The sequence below is a fragment of the Chryseobacterium herbae genome, assembly GCF_025154075.1.
Lineage (GTDB): Bacteria > Bacteroidota > Bacteroidia > Flavobacteriales > Weeksellaceae > Chryseobacterium > Chryseobacterium herbae.
Window position 1 is genome coordinate 332,024 of the sequence record NZ_JAOAMU010000001.1, and the last position, 17,077, is coordinate 349,100.

The window sequence follows — 17,077 nt, forward strand, 5'->3', positions numbered from 1 at the left end:
GACTAAGGATGAATATGAGATTGAGATTGAGATTGAGATTAACAAAATTAAAAGTTCTTCTGAAGAAACTCAAAGACTTTATCGAAATGTTGATACGGTTCGGAATGGACACCTTTGAATGGTATGTGTTCATAATGGTATTTAAAGTGATTCTTTTTCAATCTTTGAATGATTTTTTCAGACATTTCTGATGAAGGGCAGATTTCATCTTCTGTTCCGGACATCAGGAGAATCGGAGCTTTAATCTGTTCCACTTTGATAAGGGATTTTTGTTCAGATTCTTTATCCTGCAACATCGCTTCAAAGGCTTTTCTTATTTTCCGTTCCATCATAAAAGGGACCGCTGCTTCATTCACCGGAACAAAAGGAAGTTCTTTCCCGCCAAAAGTCCAGCTCGAAGTCGAAAAATGATCTGTATTTCCAGGAAAAACAGCATGACTTGCTGACAACCCGATGATACATGAAATATCAGGATAATAGCTTCCCAGAAGTAAAGCGAGGTCAGCTCCTCTCGAACCTCCTATAATGGCGACTTTATCTATATGGATTTTCTGTTTTGAAAGGCTTATAGCGTTATATACATCCTGTATTTCAATCTTTTCAAGTAGTTTTGGAGAATTCTTTGATCCGAAATAAGCCAGCGCAAGGAATGCATATCCTTTGTCTAAAAACTGATCTCTTACGGTTTTCCAATGTTTCGATGCCCAGGCATTTCCTCCTTCCGATCCTCCAAGTCCTACGACAAGACCCTTATTTTTTTTTGATGGCTGATACAAAATGGCATCCGTATTCTTTGAATAAATGGTATCCTGAGCTTTGGCAAGTGAGCATACAAACGTCAGGAGGCAGAAAATTTTAAATAGTAGTTTCATTGTTTTTTTAACAAAAATATCCCAGCGAATCCGGATAATTTTTGCTCTAGATCAAAAACTACTTTTCTGCCCGTAATCTGCTAAGCGTAGACTGGGTAATTCCGAGATAAGATGCCGTCATCCCAAGCGGAATTCTATGATAAATTCCTTTGTAAACGGTCAGGAAATGTTCATATTTTTCTTTCGCAGTAGTAAATCTTTGAGATGTAATCCGCTCCATCAGGTGCCCGAATACACTTCCCATAGACAATCTTGCATACCGCTCCATTTCAGGAAAATGATCGAATAAATAGCCAAGATCATTTATTTTGAGGCAGAAGGTTTCTGTTTTTTCAAGACAGTCAATGGAGTAGATATCTTTTGTTCGTCCTATAAAACTCTTTGGTGAATTAACCCATTCGCTTTCACTGGAGAAGTATTCGCTGATCTCTGTTCCGTCCTTCAGATAATAAGTTCTGGTTAACCCGTTCAGAATAAAATAACTTTTGGTGCAGATTTTATCAGCGTCGTGAAGAAGTTCTCCCTTTTCAAAAGTCTGAAAAGATAATCTGTCCAGCAATTCTTTTTTTAAAGTCTCGCTGAGCTTAATATATTGGCTGAAGTGATGTAGAACGGGGTCAAATTCTGAGGGCATGGTGGTGTTTTCTGTAAAGATATTTAAAATAAGATGGCGCCTTCCAGTTCCAGTAACTTTTGTTTCCTCCATATTCCTCCGGCATATCCTACCAGCTCACCATCTGAGCCTATCACCCGGTGACATGGAATAATAATCGCAATTTTATTAATTCCATTGGCTGTTCCTACAGCACGTACAGCTTTAGGATTACCCAAAAATTCAGACTGCTGTTTGTAGGTACGGGTTTCTCCTTTGGGGATTTCTGTTAAAAGTTGCCACACTTTTTTCTGAAAATCTGTTCCTGTAATATAAAGGGGAACCTCAAACGTAGTTCGTTTTCCCTCAAAATATTCATTCAGTTCGTTTTCCAGCAGTTCGAAATGTTTATTTTCACCCTGAACTATTTCTGCGTTCATCACTTTGGATAAATGGGCAAACTGCCGGTCTATATTTTTCCGATCCGTAAATTCGAGCAGACAAATTCCCTCTTCGCATGAACAGGCGAACATGGGTCCTAATGGGGTCTCAATTCTTTTCAGATCAATGATCGTCCGGCGACCTGTATTCTTAGGTGTGGTACCAATGACTTCTTTAAACCGTTCATTGAAGCCGCTTAAACTTTCATAGCCTGATTCCAGTGCCACTTCCATGATACTTTCACCGTTTTTTATTTTTTTGAATGCTTTATTCATTCTGAATTCTCTTTGAAAAGTATGAAAGGTCATTCCATGGTTTTTCAGAAACCATCGCCTGATCGTTACCGGTTCAATATTTCTTTCCAGAAGATCTGCGTCTTTGATCTTTAGTGATTCATGTTGCTGTAGTTCATCCAGCAAATCCTGAATGTAACGGGGTGTTTCATTCAATTTTTCAAGCGGTTTGCATATTTTACAAGGTCTGTAGCCATTTTCTATCGCTTTTTCGGTATTGATAAAAAATTCTACATTTCCTCTTTTGGGTTTTCTGGCCGTACAAGTGGGCCTGCAAAATATACCCGTGGTTTTTACAGCCATCCAGTAAATGCCTTCAAATGAGGAATCTTTTTCTAAAGATGCCCGATACATTCTTTCTTCTGTAAGTTTCATGATATCTAAAAAATCGGAGAAAAACTTCCGGCCTCTCCAATGGCTTTTATTGCGGTTTCCAATTGACTATAAATATAACTATTTAAGAAACTTCCTGATGAAATTCTTTTAACACCTAACTTTTTAAGGGTTTGAAAATCCGGAAGTTCAGGCATACACATCACACTGAATGGAAGCTTTGCCGTCTTAATAACGTTTTCAATATCCTGTACTTCGGTAATGCATGGAACAAAAATTCCATCTGCACCTACTTCCTCAATGATTTTTATACGATCTAAGGTTTCCTGTACTGCATGGTCTACAGCGAGAAGAAACGGATCTATTCTGACATTGATGAAAATATCAATATTCTGTTCTTTAAGTTGGAGAATGACTGCATTTAATTTTTCATGAAAATCATGTGTACTCAATAGTTTTCTGGTTCCATCAATGATGACGCTGTCTTCGATATTGATTCCAACGACACCAGCCTTTGCCAGTCTGGAAATGTTTAAAACAATTTCCTCCACCGTTTTTCCATAACCTCCTTCCAAATCTACGGACAAAGGAATGGTGATGGATTTCAAGGTTCTTTCAACGATATAAAAGTATTCATCAAAGCTCATGTTTTCGCCATCCTCGTATCCCAGACTAAATGCTACCGCAGAACTCGAGGTTGCTACTGCCTGATAGCCCAGTTTTTCATATGCTCTGGCGCTTTGTACATTCCAAACATTTCCTATTAATAATAGATCATCCTGCTGATGCAGTTCTCTGAATCTCTGAATTGCTGTCATTTTAATTTTTTATAAAAGTAAGGTGGATCCTGTTTTTATGCAACCGAAAAATGGACAAGTATTTTATATTCTTTTTACAGTACAATTAAAGCATCCTGGTTTTGCATTGTGTAAATGGATATATTCAATCTTTGGATTTTCCAGAATTTGTGAAAGTTTTTCTTTTAAAAATTTACCTTCAGAAACATCAGCAAAAATCATCATTGCCTCTTTATTATACCCCCGAAGTGAAAGCAATCTATGATTGAACATTACCGGAATTTCGTTGTTTTCATAAGTCTTTGTTGGTTGATTTGCCCTTACAAAAACAGGTCCATTAGCCCGATAGGGAGAATTGACATTGTGAAAATCATAGTTGAGGAGAAAAACCATTTCATCGATTTTAGCATCTTCCAAAGTAGTCCTGCAAGGAAAACCCGGGAATTTATCTACTATCATCTTTTTAATATGATTCTCTGCGAGTTCAGTTTCTGATAAATCATTCAAATATTCAAAATCTAAATGATTCAGTGCTTCAAATTTAAAATTATTCATTTCCTTTTTTTACAAATTTAAATTGGCACCGTTTATAGTACAACCGAAAAACGGACAAGTATTTTTTATCTCATTAAAAACAAAAACCTCGCAAGAAAACTCGCGGGGTTTGAAATATATGATCTGGTTCCGAAAATTACATCGTCTCCATTTTTTCATTAACAGAGATTACTATTAATCGTTCTTTACATTATTTAAGAAGTCTTGACTATTTATTAATTGCTGCACTAAATTGTCAATAGCCGGCGGTAGGAATTTTTCAAATTTAGATCCTTTCGTATTTGCTTTTCCGGTGATTAGATCAGTCCACACAACTTTCCCTTCAGTGTCAATCAATTGAAATTTAACTGTAATTTGGGGAATAAGCTGAACTGTTGAAAATCCTGAAATAGCTTCGTAATCTAATTTTTGCAATTCTGATTTTAGCGTAAAATTCTTATTATCATTACTTAATGAGATATTTTTTTCGCTAAGTCCGTTTTTTATGGCTTCTGTCAGAATTTCTGAGACAGGCTTTTCAGCCATATACGCGCCGGACATTGTTTGGTTGTACATATTTTTCTTGTAGAAAATAACTTTGTCATCCTGATACCCTCTTACATCCATCATAGGTTCAATCTGAACAATTTTACTGGAAGCCAATTTATTCTCAACTTTCAAATTTGATTGATAATTAATTTGCTGAACCGAATTTGATAATGCACAACTTGTCAAAGAAGTTAATGAAATACCCAAAACAAAAATTTTAAACATTGATTTCATTGATTTTTTCTGTATTATTTTATTATTTTTAATAGGGTGCAAATTTACATATTTTATCGATTTCATACTGCTTTTCCATCTAATTAACACTCAAAAATTTATCAATTAAAAACAAAAAAGCCCTTTAAATTTTACATTTAAAGCGCTTTTTTAAATTATTTTTTTTTGAATTACATCGTCTCCATTTTGAAACTCATGCTTTCAATTACTTTCAGGATGGCTTCTACTGTGTCCATGGATGTTAAACAAGGAACGCCGTTTTCCACACTCATTCTTCTGATCTGGAATCCGTCTCGTTCTACCTGCTTACCTTTGGTCATCGTATTCACAACATACTGCACTTTTCCTTTCTGGATCAGGTCGATCAGGTTGACATCATCTTCTCCGATTTTATATCCGATTTTACAAGGGATTCCTTGTTCTCCGAAGAATTTAGCCGTTCCTTCCGTTGCCCAGATTCTGAAACCAACTTCATGAAATCTTGCCGCAAGATCTGCAGCTTCCTGCTTGTGTTTATCAGCAACTGTGAACAAAATTGAACCGTGCATCGGAACTTTTCTTCCTGCCGCGATTAATCCTTTGTAAAGTGCTTTCTCCAATGTGGTGTCTTTCCCCATTACTTCTCCTGTAGACTTCATTTCTGGTCCCAGAGAGATATCAACTTTCGTCAGTTTTGAGAAAGAGAATACGGGAACTTTTACAAAGACTCCTTCTTTATTTGGAACTAGTCCGTTTTTGTACCCTAAATCTGTCAACTTCTGGCCTAAGATCGCTTTTGTTGCTAAGTTCGCCATAGGAACTTCAGTGATTTTAGACAGGAAAGGGACTGTTCTTGATGAACGTGGATTCACTTCGATCACATATACGTTTCCTTCGAAAAGAACGTACTGGATATTCATTAAACCAATCACATTCAATCCTTTTGCCAGTCTCTGGGTATAATCTACCAGGGTATCGATTTCCTCCTGCGAAACATTCTGAGGCGGATACACTGCAATAGAGTCTCCGGAGTGAACTCCCGCTCTTTCAATGTGTTCCATAATCCCAGGGATAATTACTGTTTCACCATCGCAGATTGCATCTACTTCCACTTCTTTTCCGGTAATGTAACGGTCTACCAAAACCGGGTGTTCCGGGCTTGCATCTACCGCAAATTCCATATAGTGAGCCAATTCGCTTTCTGTGTACACAATTTCCATGGCTCTACCTCCCAGTACATAACTTGGACGAACCAAAACCGGATAACCGATCTCGTTGGCAATTTTTATCGCTTCTTCTTTTGATGTTGACGTTTTTCCTAAAGGCTGTGGAATTCCCATTTCCTGAAGGGCTTTTTCAAACTTATCTCTGTTTTCTGCTCTGTCTAGATCTTCCAGTGAAGTTCCCAGAATTTTCACTCCGTAACTTGCCAGTTTGTCCGCTAAGTTGATTGCGGTCTGACCTCCGAACTGAACCACTACTCCCATTGGTTTTTCAAGATCAATAATGCTCATTACATCTTCTTCCGTTAAAGGTTCAAAGTATAATTTATCTGAAATTGAGAAATCCGTAGAAACCGTTTCAGGGTTGTTATTGATGATAATCGCTTCGTAACCTAATTCTTTGATGGCCCAAACCGAGTGAACTGTTGCGTAGTCAAACTCAACTCCCTGACCAATTCTGATAGGTCCTGAACCTAAAACGATTACTTTTTCTTTATCAGTTACAACACTTTCATTTTCTTCTTCATAAGTTCCGTAGAAATAAGGAGTTTCGCTTTCAAATTCCGCCGCACATGTGTCTACCATTTTGTAAACCGGTATCACGCCATTTTCTTTTCTGAAATTGTAAACTTCTCTCTGAGAAGATTCCCATAAGTGAGCGATATTCTGATCTGAGAATCCTAATTTTTTAGCCTGAATTAAAGTTTCTTTGTCGAATTTATTTGCCGCGATTACTTTTTCAAAGTCAACAAGTTTCTTTAATTTCCAGATGAAGAATTTATCAATCTTACTCCATTCTACAATTTGTTCCCAATCGTAACCTCTTCTTAAAGCGTCACAAATAATGAACAGTCTTTCGTCATCACAAACTCTGATTCTTCTTTCGATATCTTCTGGTGTTAACGCTGCAGCCTGTTTTGTTTTTAATCCTAAATGTCTTAAACCGGTTTCTAAAGAACGAACGGCTTTCTGTAAAGATTCCTCGAAGTTTCTTCCGATAGCCATTACTTCTCCGGTCGCTTTCATCTGTGTAGACAGTCTTCTGTCTGCCGTTTCGAATTTATCAAACGGGAATCTAGGGAATTTCGTTACCACATAGTCAAGGGCAGGCTCAAAACATGCGTATGTTTTTCCTGTCACAGGGTTCATGATCTCGTCAAGCGTTAAACCTACCGCGATCTTTGCTGCAATTTTCGCGATCGGATATCCTGTCGCCTTACTTGCCAATGCTGATGAACGGGAAACTCTAGGGTTCACCTCGATGATATAGTAGTTGAATGAGTGCGGGTCTAAAGCCAGCTGTACATTACATCCACCTTCAATTCCCAAGGCTCTGATGATCTTTAGGGAAGCATTTCTCAGTAACTGATATTCTCTGTCAGAAAGTGTCTGAGAAGGTGCCACTACGATGGAATCTCCCGTGTGAACTCCTACCGGATCAATATTTTCCATGTTACAAACCACAATCGCGTTGTCGTTCGCATCACGCATTACTTCGTATTCAATTTCTTTGAAACCTGCAATTGATCTTTCGATAAGACATTGCGTCACCGGACTGTATTTTAATCCTAGTTCAGCAATCTCCTTCAATTCAGCTTCCGTAGAGGCAATACCTCCTCCTGTTCCTCCCATCGTAAAGGCAGGACGAACAATCACCGGATATCCAATCTGTTCAGCAAAACGGATTGCTCCTTCTACTGTATTTACGATATCTGATTCAGGAACCGGTTCGTTAAGCTCTCTCATCAGCTCACGGAAAAGATCTCTGTCTTCCGCTCTGTTGATCGCAGAAAGTGTAGTTCCCAAAACTTCCACTTTACATTCTTCAAGAATTCCTGATTTTTCCAGTTCTACCGCCATATTCAGACCTGTCTGACCTCCAAGCGTTGGTAGCAAAGCATCCGGACGTTCTTTTCTGATGATGTGGCTTACAAACTGAAGTGAAATCGGCTCGATATATACTTTATCTGCGATTTCTACATCCGTCATAATCGTCGCAGGATTTGAATTAATCAAAATCACCTTGTAGCCTTCTTCTCTCAAAGACAGACAAGCCTGCGTTCCTGCGTAATCAAATTCAGCTGCCTGCCCGATGATGATGGGCCCTGAACCGATTACTAAAATTGTTTTTATATCGTTTCTTTTCATAGGTTTAAAATGTAACAATTTATCAATCTAACAGTGTAACAATGTTTACAAACCGTTTTCCTTTGATAAACTTGTGCTTAAAATTTTATAAATAATTTTCCCAATTTCTATGATCTGTGCTTCCAACTTATCTTCAAAAGGATAATTTTTGGAGTGTTTGCACAGATATAACCAATATTTTGTTTCTTCAAGTTCTTTGGCAGCAATTTTTATTTTATTCACAAAATCTTTTTTACTGTAGGGATTCTGTGCTTCAAAAGAATTGGCACCAATACTAGTTCCTGAACGTAATAACTGTTTAGCAATGACAAATTTCTTATTCTGCTCCAATAATTCGCAAAACTCAATAATATCTAAAGAGAATTTTACGGTTTTTCCAATTAAAGGATTGTTTTCGAAATTGATCATTTAATTATTGTTAAACTGTTACATTTTTAAATTGGTACATTAAATTGATGAACTCATCAAATAAGTAGTTCGCGTCTTCAGGCCCCGGGCTTGCTTCCGGGTGGTACTGAACGGAGAAGCAAGGGTGGATCTTGTGTTTAAGACCTTCGTTGGTTCTGTCGTTTAGGGCGATGTGAGTTTCGATTAGATCTGTATCTTTAAGACTTTCCTGATCTACTGCATAGCCGTGGTTTTGAGAAGTAATGGACACTTTGTTTTTCTCAAGATCCAGTACAGGGTGGTTTCCTCCTCTGTGTCCGAATTTTAACTTGAAAGTTTTCGCTCCACATGCTAGACCGATCAACTGATGTCCTAAACAGATTCCGAAGATCGGAACTTTTCCTAGTAATCCGCGGATCATTTCTAATGCTTTAGGGTTGTCTTCAGGGTCACCAGGACCATTTGAAAGCATAATTCCATCCGGATCCATTAGCAAAATCTCTTCTGCTGTGGTGTCGTGGGAAACTACAGTGATGTCGCAGTTTCTTTGAGACAGCTCTCTGATAATTCCTAATTTGGAACCAAAATCCACTAAAACAACTTTCAGTCCTCTTCCCGGATTGGCGTAAGCTGTTTTTGTAGAAACTGCTGCCACCTGATTGGTTGGGAAGTTAGTCCCTTTTAATTCTGTAACAACTTCGTTTTCATCAGCTTCAACGTTTACAATTTTTCCTTTCACAACTCCTGAATTACGTAGAATTCTGGTCAGTCTTCTGGTGTCGATTCCGGAAATTCCTGAAAGGTTTTTCTTTTTAAATAATTCCTCTAAAGTCATCTGAGTACGGAAATTGGAAGGAAGATCGCAAACTTCTTTTACGATAAGTCCTTTAATAGCAGGCTCGATGCTTTCATAATCATCACGGTTAATACCATAATTTCCGATAAGCGGATAGGTCATGCAAACAATCTGACCGCAGTATGACGGATCGGAGATCAACTCCTGATACCCTGTCATTCCGGTATTGAAAACTACTTCTCCGGCAGTTTCCAATTCTGCTCCGAAACCTTCTCCATGAAACACTTCACCGGACTCCAGTATTAATTTTTTCTTCATTTTTAAAAATTAGATATTAGATTTAAGAAGTTAGAAGTTAGACTTCCTCTTTCTGTTTTATTTTTTTCTTTTAAACCACCCCATCAAAGGGAGGCAATTTTTTTTATTTTCAAGACCCGGAACCCGAATCTCAAAACTCGTTACCTATTTAAAGGTGTACCCTTCTTTTTCCAGTGCTTCTTTCAGAATCGCCATTCTTGCGAAGACTCCGTTCTGCATCTGTTTGAACACTCTTGAACGATCGCATTCCACCAGATCGGTATCTATTTCAACCCCTCTGTTGATGGGTGCGGGATGCATGATGATCGCTTCTTTTTTCATTGCTTTTTCTCTGTCTTTCGTCAAACCGTATTTTCTGTGGTATTCAGAAGCGGTGTAACTCATTTTTGCATCGTGTCTTTCGTGCTGGATTCTTAACAGCATCAGAACATCTACTTCAGCGATCAGCTGATCAACCGGTAAATAGGTTCCGTTGATTAAAGCTCCTTCATCAAACCAGTGTTCAGGTCCTGAGAAATATACTTTAGCGCCTAATCTTCTCAATGCTTCAGCATTTGAATTGGCCACACGGCTGTGTTTTACATCTCCTACAATTCCTATTTTCAGTCCTTCAAATTTTCCAAATTCCTGATAGATGGTCATCAGATCCAGCATACATTGGGAAGGATGATTTCCTGTTCCATCTCCTCCGTTGATCATCGGAATTTTGATATTGCTCAATTCTTCAAAATATCTGTCTTTCTTATCTCTGATTACTACCAGATTCACTCCCAGGCTTTCAATAGTTTTTACAGTATCGTAAAGACTCTCCCCTTTGTTTACAGAACTGTGGGAAGCATCAAAAGGTACTACCTGCAGACCCAGTTTTCTTTCTGCGATGTCAAAGCTTGTCTTTGTTCTTGTACTGTCTTCAAAGAAAAGATTTGAGCAGAAAATTTCTCCTTCAATTTTTGCAGTTTTCCCGTTGGCAAAAGCCAGTGCTTCGGTCAGTATACTGTTGATTCTCTCTGTACTTAGTTCTGTAATCGTAAACATAATTCTTATTTTTTGAGCATAAAAAAAGCGAAGACAGGATCTTCGCTTAATAACAATAAATATCGTAAAGGGCGCTTTCGCCCGGTAAATCTAATGATATAAACACTCTTTTATTCATTAGGTGCAAAGATATAGTATTTTTACGAATCTACAAAACCAAATTTTCAAAAAAATTAAAACCTGTAATCTTTCCTTATTTTCATTTATAATTGATATTTTTGTTAAAACTCAACCCTACCTATGGATTTAAAAGACAAAATGATTCTCAGCATTATTCAGGAAGACTCTACGCTATCTGTAAAAGAAATTTCAGAAAGGATAGGTCTTACGTTTACTCCTACGTATGAAAGGATTAAACAACTGGAGAAACATGGCATCATTGAGAAATATGTCGGTCTTTTGAACCGTGAAAAACTAGGTTTGAATATTGTGGTCTACTGTAACGTCCGTCTTAAGGAGCAATCCCAGAAAGTACTGGAAACCTTTGAAAAAAACATTATGAAACATGATGAAGTTCAGGAAATCATCAGTCTTTCCGGCGAGTACGATTACATGCTTAAGATCATTGCAAAGGACATTAATTCCTATAATGATTTCGCAGTTAATGTGATCTCAAATATTCCTAATATTGGCCAGTATCACAGTTCTATCGTCCTTCACGAGGTGAAAAAATCGACTAAGTTTAAAATTGATCTGGAATAATTTTCATTTAAACTACTAGATGCTTCGACTTCGCTCAGCATGACATTTCTTATACTAAACGTCATTTTGTAGCGATGTCATGCTGAGCATAAACTATCGGTTTACAAACGAAGTTTACGAAGCATCAAGATAGTACTAACCCAATAATTTATTCTTCAGCTTATTAAACTGATATTCTATTTTGTCCAGACATAGATTTCCTATACTTCCCTGATGGCTGTGGTCAAGGTTTCCAACTTCAAACTCAAATTCATTATTTTCAATCTCCTGCCCTACTTTTACATAAGCATCGCGGAATGAACTTCCTTTTTTCACTTCTTCATTGATCTTCTCTACACTGAAAAGATACTTGTACTTCTCATCTTCCAGAATTCCGTCTTTCACCTGAATATTCGGAAGGGTATAACTTAAAATCTCCAGACATTCCTTTAACGAATCGATAGCCGGGAAAAGAATTTCTTTTGTCAGCTGTACGTCTCTGTGGTATCCTGACGGTAAATTATTGGTCAATAAGATAAGCTCATTCGGTAAGGACTGAATTCTGTTGCATCGTGCACGAACCAGCTCGAAAACATCCGGGTTCTTTTTGTGAGGCATAATACTGCTTCCTGTCGTAAATTCTTTCGGAAAGCTGATAAAATCAAAGTTCTGGCTTAAATACAAGCAGACATCGTAGGCAAACTTTCCAAGAGTTCCCGCCAAAGTAGCCATAGCCATAGACAGCATTTTCTCTGATTTTCCACGGGTCATCTGCGCGTACACAGAATTATAGTTCATCGACTGAAAACCTAAGTTATAGGTCGTGCTTTCTCTGTCAATAGGGAAAGAAGAACCATATCCTGCCGCTGAACCCAAAGGATTCTTATTGATGATATTCTTCACCGAAAACAACAGTTCAACATCATCTAACAATGCTTCAGCATAGGCTCCAAACCATAATCCAAACGATGATGGCATGGCAATCTGAAGATGGGTATAACCCGGAAGCAATTTATTTTTGTGCTGATCAGCCAGTTGGATTAAAATCTGGAAAAACTCATCAGTCAAAGCTGTAATCTCACGGATCTCATCCAATAAATAAAGTTTAATATCCAATAAAACCTGATCATTACGGGATCTTGCCGTATGGATTTTCTTTCCGGTATCACCCAATTTTTCAATGAGTATTGCTTCAATCTGAGAATGGATATCTTCCGCTTCTTTATCGATCTCAAAATTTCCGTTCTCAATATCTTTTAAAATATCTGTCAAAACAAAAAGCATCTGTTCTGATTCTTCACCGGAGATAATTCCGGTTTCTGCCAACATCTGGCAGTGCGCCATGGAACCTTTAACATCATATTTTGCTAAACGTTCGTCAAAGTCAAGATCTTTCCCGACTGTAAATTTGTTGACTAATATATTGGTGGCCAGGTCATCCTTTTGCCATATTTTTTTCATAATAATATTCTTTACAATATTTAATTCGTTTCAACCTGCTCAGCAAAGCCTCTTTAACTATAAAAAAACATCTCCGCATTGAAAAGTCTTCATTTTTAATTGTCTTTTTGCATAAATCCTTATTAAAAACTGAACTTTGATTGGCCTGCTGAGCGTGGTTAAAACATTTATTCTTTTAGATATTAGATGTTAGAAATTAGATGTTAGTATTACGGTGTATGTATCAATTTCCGGTATCTAACTTCTAATTTCTAGCCTCTAACTTCTCTCTATAAAACTTTTTCTAAGATCCTGATATAGATCTCAATTCCTTCCTCGATCTCTTTGATATAGATGTATTCATCTGCCGTGTGGGAGCGCCTACTGTCGCCGGGACCTATTTTCACGGATGTGCATGGAATAATGGCTTGATCGGATGATGTTGGTGAACCGTAAGTGGTCCTTCCGATTTCCAGACCTGCTTGTACAAACGGGTGATCCATTTCTATTTTTGAGGAATTTAACCTGAAAGATCTGGCCGTTAATGAAGATTTCATCTGCGACTGAATGATTTCAAAAGCTTCCTGATTGGAATATTCATCGGTAACCCTTACATCCAGAGTGAATGTACAGACTTCCGGAACTACATTATGCTGAACACCGGCATGAATTCCCGACAGCGTCACTTTAACTTCCCCTAAATAATCTGAAACCTTCGGAAATCTGTAATTCAGAATACGCTGAATATCTTCCATACATTTTACAATGGAGTTATCATCGTTCGGATGAGCAGCGTGAGAAGGAGTTCCTTTCATTTCCCCGTCTATCACCAAAAGTCCTTTTTCCGAGATCGCCAGATTCATCTGCGTGGGTTCTCCTACAATGGCAAGTCCGATGTTCGGAAGCTGTGGAAATAAGGCCTCAATTCCATCAAATCCTGAAATCTCCTCCTCTGCCGTCAACGCAATCACTAAATTATATTTTAAATCTTCTTTCTCATAAAAATGTAAAAAAACCTGAGCCATAGACACCAGAGAAGCTCCGGCATCATTACTTCCCAATCCGTACAGCTTTCCGTCCTGCTCAACCGGAAGAAACGGATCTAGTGTGTAGGCTTTATTCGGTTTTACTGTATCATGATGGGTGTTCAGTAAAATAGACGGCTTCAATATATCAAAGTTTTTATTGACTGCCCAGATGTTGTTTTTAAAACGTTTCGCAGGAATATGATGCTTGTTAAAAAAGTTCTCAATTTCTACGGATGTATTGTATTCATCCTTACTGAATGAAGGAATGGCAATCAGTTTTTTAAGCAATTCAACTGCTTGAGTCAGTAGCTCTTCTTTACTATAAACAGATTTCAGTTCCTCCATGATGATTTTCTATATGGTTTTTTAATTGGGTTTCTTTGATTAAGAATACCTTGTTTACATTATTTTTTACTGCTCCAAGAGCGTTTTCAAGTTTGGGTAAAATTCCCTTATGCAGCTTTCCTTCTTTTTTTAAAACAGAAAACTCTTCTTCAGATATTTTTTTTATAACAGATCCGGAATCTTCAATATCTTCCAAAACCCCTTCTTTATCAAAACAATACAACAATTCTACATCATATTTTGAAGATAAAGCCTGAGCCATGACCGAAGCAATCGTGTCTGCATTGGTGTTAAAAAGATTTCCTTTTTTGTCATGGGTAATGGCTGAAAAAACCGGTACAAGTTTAAGTTTAATCAATTTTGAGATCAATTTCCTGTTCACGCTTTTCTTCTCAATATCTCCTACAAATCCGAAATCTATTTCCGGATGCTCTCTTTTTTTGGCTTTAATCAAATTCGCATCAGCTCCGGAAAAACCCATTGCCCTACATTTTTTCTGCTGAAGTTTTGCCACAATATTTTTATTGATTCCTCCCGCATATACCATCGCCACAATATCCAATGTTTCTTTATCCGTGATTCTTCGCCCGTTGATCATTTTTTGTTCAACGCCTAATTTATCCGCCAGCGTAGTTGCTAATTTTCCGCCTCCATGAACCAAAATTTTCTTTTCCTTAATTTCAGAAAACTGCTCTAAAAATTGGTCCAGCAAATCCGGATCGTCGATCAGAGCTCCTCCTATTTTTATGATGTATAATTTTTCTTTCATTTTAATTGATAGGATTTCATCCTATCTTGGGTTAAATCGTTCCGTTGGAACTCTTTATGGATTTATGTTTGATTGATAGTTTGACAGGATTGCATCCTATTCTTGGCTAAATCGTTCTGTTGGAACTCTTTATGCGTTTATTTCATCTAGAATTTCGCTGAATACGGCTTGTGCAGAGAAAATTCGGTTTTTGGCCTGCTGATAAATGATGGAGTTTTTTCCGTCCATTACCTCATCGCTTAATTCTACATTACGACGGACAGGAAGACAGTGCATTACTTTACCATCGTTGGTGTTTTTCAGTTTTTCTCCGGTCAGCATCCAGTTTTCTTTTACTTCCGGCATGGCTGCATAGTCATCGAAAGACGACCAGTTTTTCACATAGACAAAATCGGCATCTTGTAAAGCTTCATCCTGATTATGAATCACTTTGATGTCTTTTGTGAAATTTTTATCCAGATCATAACCCTCAGGATTGGCGATTACGAAATCAACGTCCATTTCCTGCATCCATTCTGCAAAGGAATTTCCTACGGCCTGAGCAATCGGCTTGATGTGTGGCGCCCAGGTCAGAACTACTTTCGGTTTGCGTTCCTCCTTCCAGTTTTCTGTAATGGTAAGGCAGTCTGCCAGACTTTGAAGCGGGTGTCGCGTTGCGGATTCCAGAGAAATAACAGGTACTTTGGCGTGCTGCTCAAACTGACTCAGGATACTTTCGTTAACATCGTCTTCTTTAGATTTCATGCCCGCGAAACAACGCACTGCAATGATGTCACAATATTGATTTAATACTTCTATTGCATCTTTGATATGTTCAACGGTATCGCCATTCATTATGGCTCCGTCTGCAAATTCCAGATTCCAGGCTTCCTGGGCTGCGTTTAAAGTCAGGACATTCAATCCTAAGTTCTGTGCGGCGATCTGGCTGCTTAAACGGGTTCTTAAACTTGAATTTAAAAACACAAGGCCTATTGTTTTTCCCTTTCCTTTTTCCGGTTCGGAATTGGGGGTTTCTTTGATTTGTAAAGCTTTCTTTATGATTTCCTGTAAGTTTTTTACGTCGCTTACAGAGGTGAATTTTTTCATTTGATGAATTTTTTAATTAATTGTGATAATCATAACCCATTTATGGATTAAATCTTATCTAAAACTACTTTTAAAGCAACGACAAAAAGATCTGTTTCTTCTTTGCCGATATTAAGAGCCGGAAGGATCCTCAATACACTTTTGTCATTGGAATTTCCTGTAAAAATGTGATGATCGTACAATAGACTTTTCCTCACTTCAGAACAGTCCTGATCCAACTCTGCTCCAATCATTAAACCTTTCCTTCGAATGGATTTAATATGGGGAAAGTCTTTAATTTCGTTTTCAATATAGTCACCCATTTGCTGAGCATTGGCCATAAGATTTTCCTCCTTCATCACATCCAGAACAGCGATTGCTGCTGCACAGGCTAAGTGATTTCCCCCGAAAGTCGTTCCCAATAAACCGTTACTTGCCTCAAACTTTGGATGAATTAAAACACCTCCGATCGGGAAACCATTTCCCATTCCTTTGGCTGTCGTGATCATATCCGGTTCAATTCCAAATTCCTGATGGGCAAAGAAATATCCGCTTCTACCATATCCTGACTGGACTTCATCCAGAATCAATGCTGCGTCATATTTTTCACACAGTTCTTTAATTTTGGATAAGAACTCTGCTGTCGGGATCATAATTCCGCCTACACCCTGAATTCCTTCAATGATAACGGATGAAATTTCGCTTCCCTGAGCTTCAAAAATCTCTTCAAGCTGTTTGATATCATTCCACTCAGATTTAATAAATCTTTCAGAAAAATTAACCGGGGCGACAATTTTCGGATTATCTGTCACAGAAACCGCCGCAGAAGTTCTTCCGTGGAAGGATCCCGAGAAATAAAGCACTTTACTTTTTCCATTATGGAAAGAGGCCAGTTTCAATGCGTTTTCATTTGCTTCAGCTCCTGAATTACACAGAAAAAGATTGTAATCTTCATAACCTGAAAGCTTGCCCAATTTTTCGGCCAGTTCAATCTGCAATTCATTTTGAACCGAGTTTGAATAGAAAGATATTTTTTCCAGCTGCTCTTTCAATTGAGCTTGATAATGAGGATGATTGTGTCCGATGGAAATCACTGCGTGACCGCCATAGAAATCAAGGTATTTTTCGCCTTTATCGTCCCAAAGGAAAGAACCTTGGGCCTTTACCGGATTTATGTTGAATAATGGATATACGTTGAATAAATTCATGTCTTGTTAT

16 protein-coding genes are annotated in these 17,077 nt (G+C 37.9%); 1 reads left to right on the forward strand and 15 read right to left on the reverse strand.

Going from position 1 to position 17,077, the window contains the following annotated elements; all coding sequences use genetic code 11:
* Positions 1–47: 47 nt before the first annotated feature.
* From N0B48_RS01425 to N0B48_RS01470, 10 genes are all read right to left on the reverse strand, one after another.
* Complete coding sequence (locus N0B48_RS01425) at positions 48–872, reverse strand: acyl-CoA thioester hydrolase/BAAT C-terminal domain-containing protein (RefSeq protein WP_259836041.1); 825 nt, start codon at positions 870–872, stop codon at positions 48–50.
* 58 nt (positions 873–930) lie between these two features.
* Positions 931–1,506: a Crp/Fnr family transcriptional regulator gene (locus tag N0B48_RS01430; RefSeq protein WP_259836042.1), complete on the reverse strand. Its 576-nt coding sequence runs from the start codon at positions 1,504–1,506 to the stop codon at positions 931–933.
* 23 nt (positions 1,507–1,529) lie between these two features.
* Entirely contained in the window at positions 1,530–2,573 is a 1,044-nt protein-coding gene (locus tag N0B48_RS01435; protein ID WP_259836045.1) for a bifunctional transcriptional activator/DNA repair enzyme AdaA, read from the reverse strand.
* Between the two features lie 5 nt (positions 2,574–2,578).
* The gene (locus tag N0B48_RS01440; protein ID WP_259836048.1) at positions 2,579–3,349 is read right to left on the reverse strand and encodes an isocitrate lyase/PEP mutase family protein; all 771 of its coding nucleotides are present in this window, start codon (positions 3,347–3,349) and stop codon (positions 2,579–2,581) included.
* A gap of 63 nt (positions 3,350–3,412) precedes the next feature.
* Complete coding sequence (locus tag N0B48_RS01445) at positions 3,413–3,883, reverse strand: DUF1203 domain-containing protein (protein WP_259836050.1); 471 nt, start codon at positions 3,881–3,883, stop codon at positions 3,413–3,415.
* 174 nt (positions 3,884–4,057) lie between these two features.
* On the reverse strand, positions 4,058–4,711 hold the full coding sequence (locus tag N0B48_RS01450) for a hypothetical protein (protein ID WP_259836051.1): 654 nt from the start codon (positions 4,709–4,711) through the stop codon (positions 4,058–4,060).
* 104 nt (positions 4,712–4,815) lie between these two features.
* Positions 4,816–7,995 carry a carbamoyl-phosphate synthase large subunit gene (carB, locus tag N0B48_RS01455; protein WP_259836052.1) on the reverse strand — a complete coding sequence of 1,060 codons (3,180 nt, stop codon included), beginning with the start codon at positions 7,993–7,995 and terminating at the stop codon, positions 4,816–4,818.
* 45 nt (positions 7,996–8,040) lie between these two features.
* On the reverse strand, positions 8,041–8,403 hold the full coding sequence (locus N0B48_RS01460) for a four helix bundle protein (RefSeq protein ID WP_259836053.1): 363 nt from the start codon (positions 8,401–8,403) through the stop codon (positions 8,041–8,043).
* Positions 8,404–8,413: 10 nt separating this feature from the next.
* Positions 8,414–9,496, reverse strand: coding sequence for a carbamoyl phosphate synthase small subunit (locus N0B48_RS01465; RefSeq protein WP_259836054.1), 1,083 nt, complete (start codon positions 9,494–9,496; stop codon positions 8,414–8,416).
* 144 nt (positions 9,497–9,640) lie between these two features.
* Positions 9,641–10,531, reverse strand: coding sequence for an aspartate carbamoyltransferase catalytic subunit (locus N0B48_RS01470; protein WP_283950680.1), 891 nt, complete (start codon positions 10,529–10,531; stop codon positions 9,641–9,643).
* A 240-nt stretch (positions 10,532–10,771) separates the two neighbouring features.
* On the opposite strand from N0B48_RS01470, the gene N0B48_RS01475 reads away from it, so the two are divergent.
* Complete coding sequence (locus N0B48_RS01475) at positions 10,772–11,233, forward strand: Lrp/AsnC family transcriptional regulator (RefSeq protein WP_034731090.1); 462 nt, start codon at positions 10,772–10,774, stop codon at positions 11,231–11,233.
* A 135-nt stretch (positions 11,234–11,368) separates the two neighbouring features.
* On the opposite strand, the gene argH is transcribed toward N0B48_RS01475, so the two are convergent.
* The 5 genes from argH to N0B48_RS01500 form a co-directional block, all read right to left on the reverse strand.
* Positions 11,369–12,673 carry an argininosuccinate lyase gene (argH, locus tag N0B48_RS01480; protein WP_259836055.1) on the reverse strand — a complete coding sequence of 435 codons (1,305 nt, stop codon included), beginning with the start codon at positions 12,671–12,673 and terminating at the stop codon, positions 11,369–11,371.
* 269 nt (positions 12,674–12,942) lie between these two features.
* Positions 12,943–14,025: a M20 family metallo-hydrolase gene (locus N0B48_RS01485; protein ID WP_259836056.1), complete on the reverse strand. Its 1,083-nt coding sequence runs from the start codon at positions 14,023–14,025 to the stop codon at positions 12,943–12,945.
* Entirely contained in the window at positions 14,000–14,794 is a 795-nt protein-coding gene (argB, locus tag N0B48_RS01490; RefSeq protein ID WP_259836058.1) for an acetylglutamate kinase, read from the reverse strand. The genes N0B48_RS01485 and argB overlap by 26 nt, the downstream gene beginning before the upstream one ends.
* 129 nt (positions 14,795–14,923) lie before the next feature.
* The gene (locus N0B48_RS01495) at positions 14,924–15,880 is read right to left on the reverse strand and encodes a Rossmann-fold NAD(P)-binding domain-containing protein (protein ID WP_259836060.1); all 957 of its coding nucleotides are present in this window, start codon (positions 15,878–15,880) and stop codon (positions 14,924–14,926) included.
* Between the two features lie 47 nt (positions 15,881–15,927).
* On the reverse strand, positions 15,928–17,067 hold the full coding sequence (locus tag N0B48_RS01500) for an aspartate aminotransferase family protein (RefSeq protein WP_259836061.1): 1,140 nt from the start codon (positions 17,065–17,067) through the stop codon (positions 15,928–15,930).
* Between the last annotated feature and the right edge of the window lie 10 nt (positions 17,068–17,077).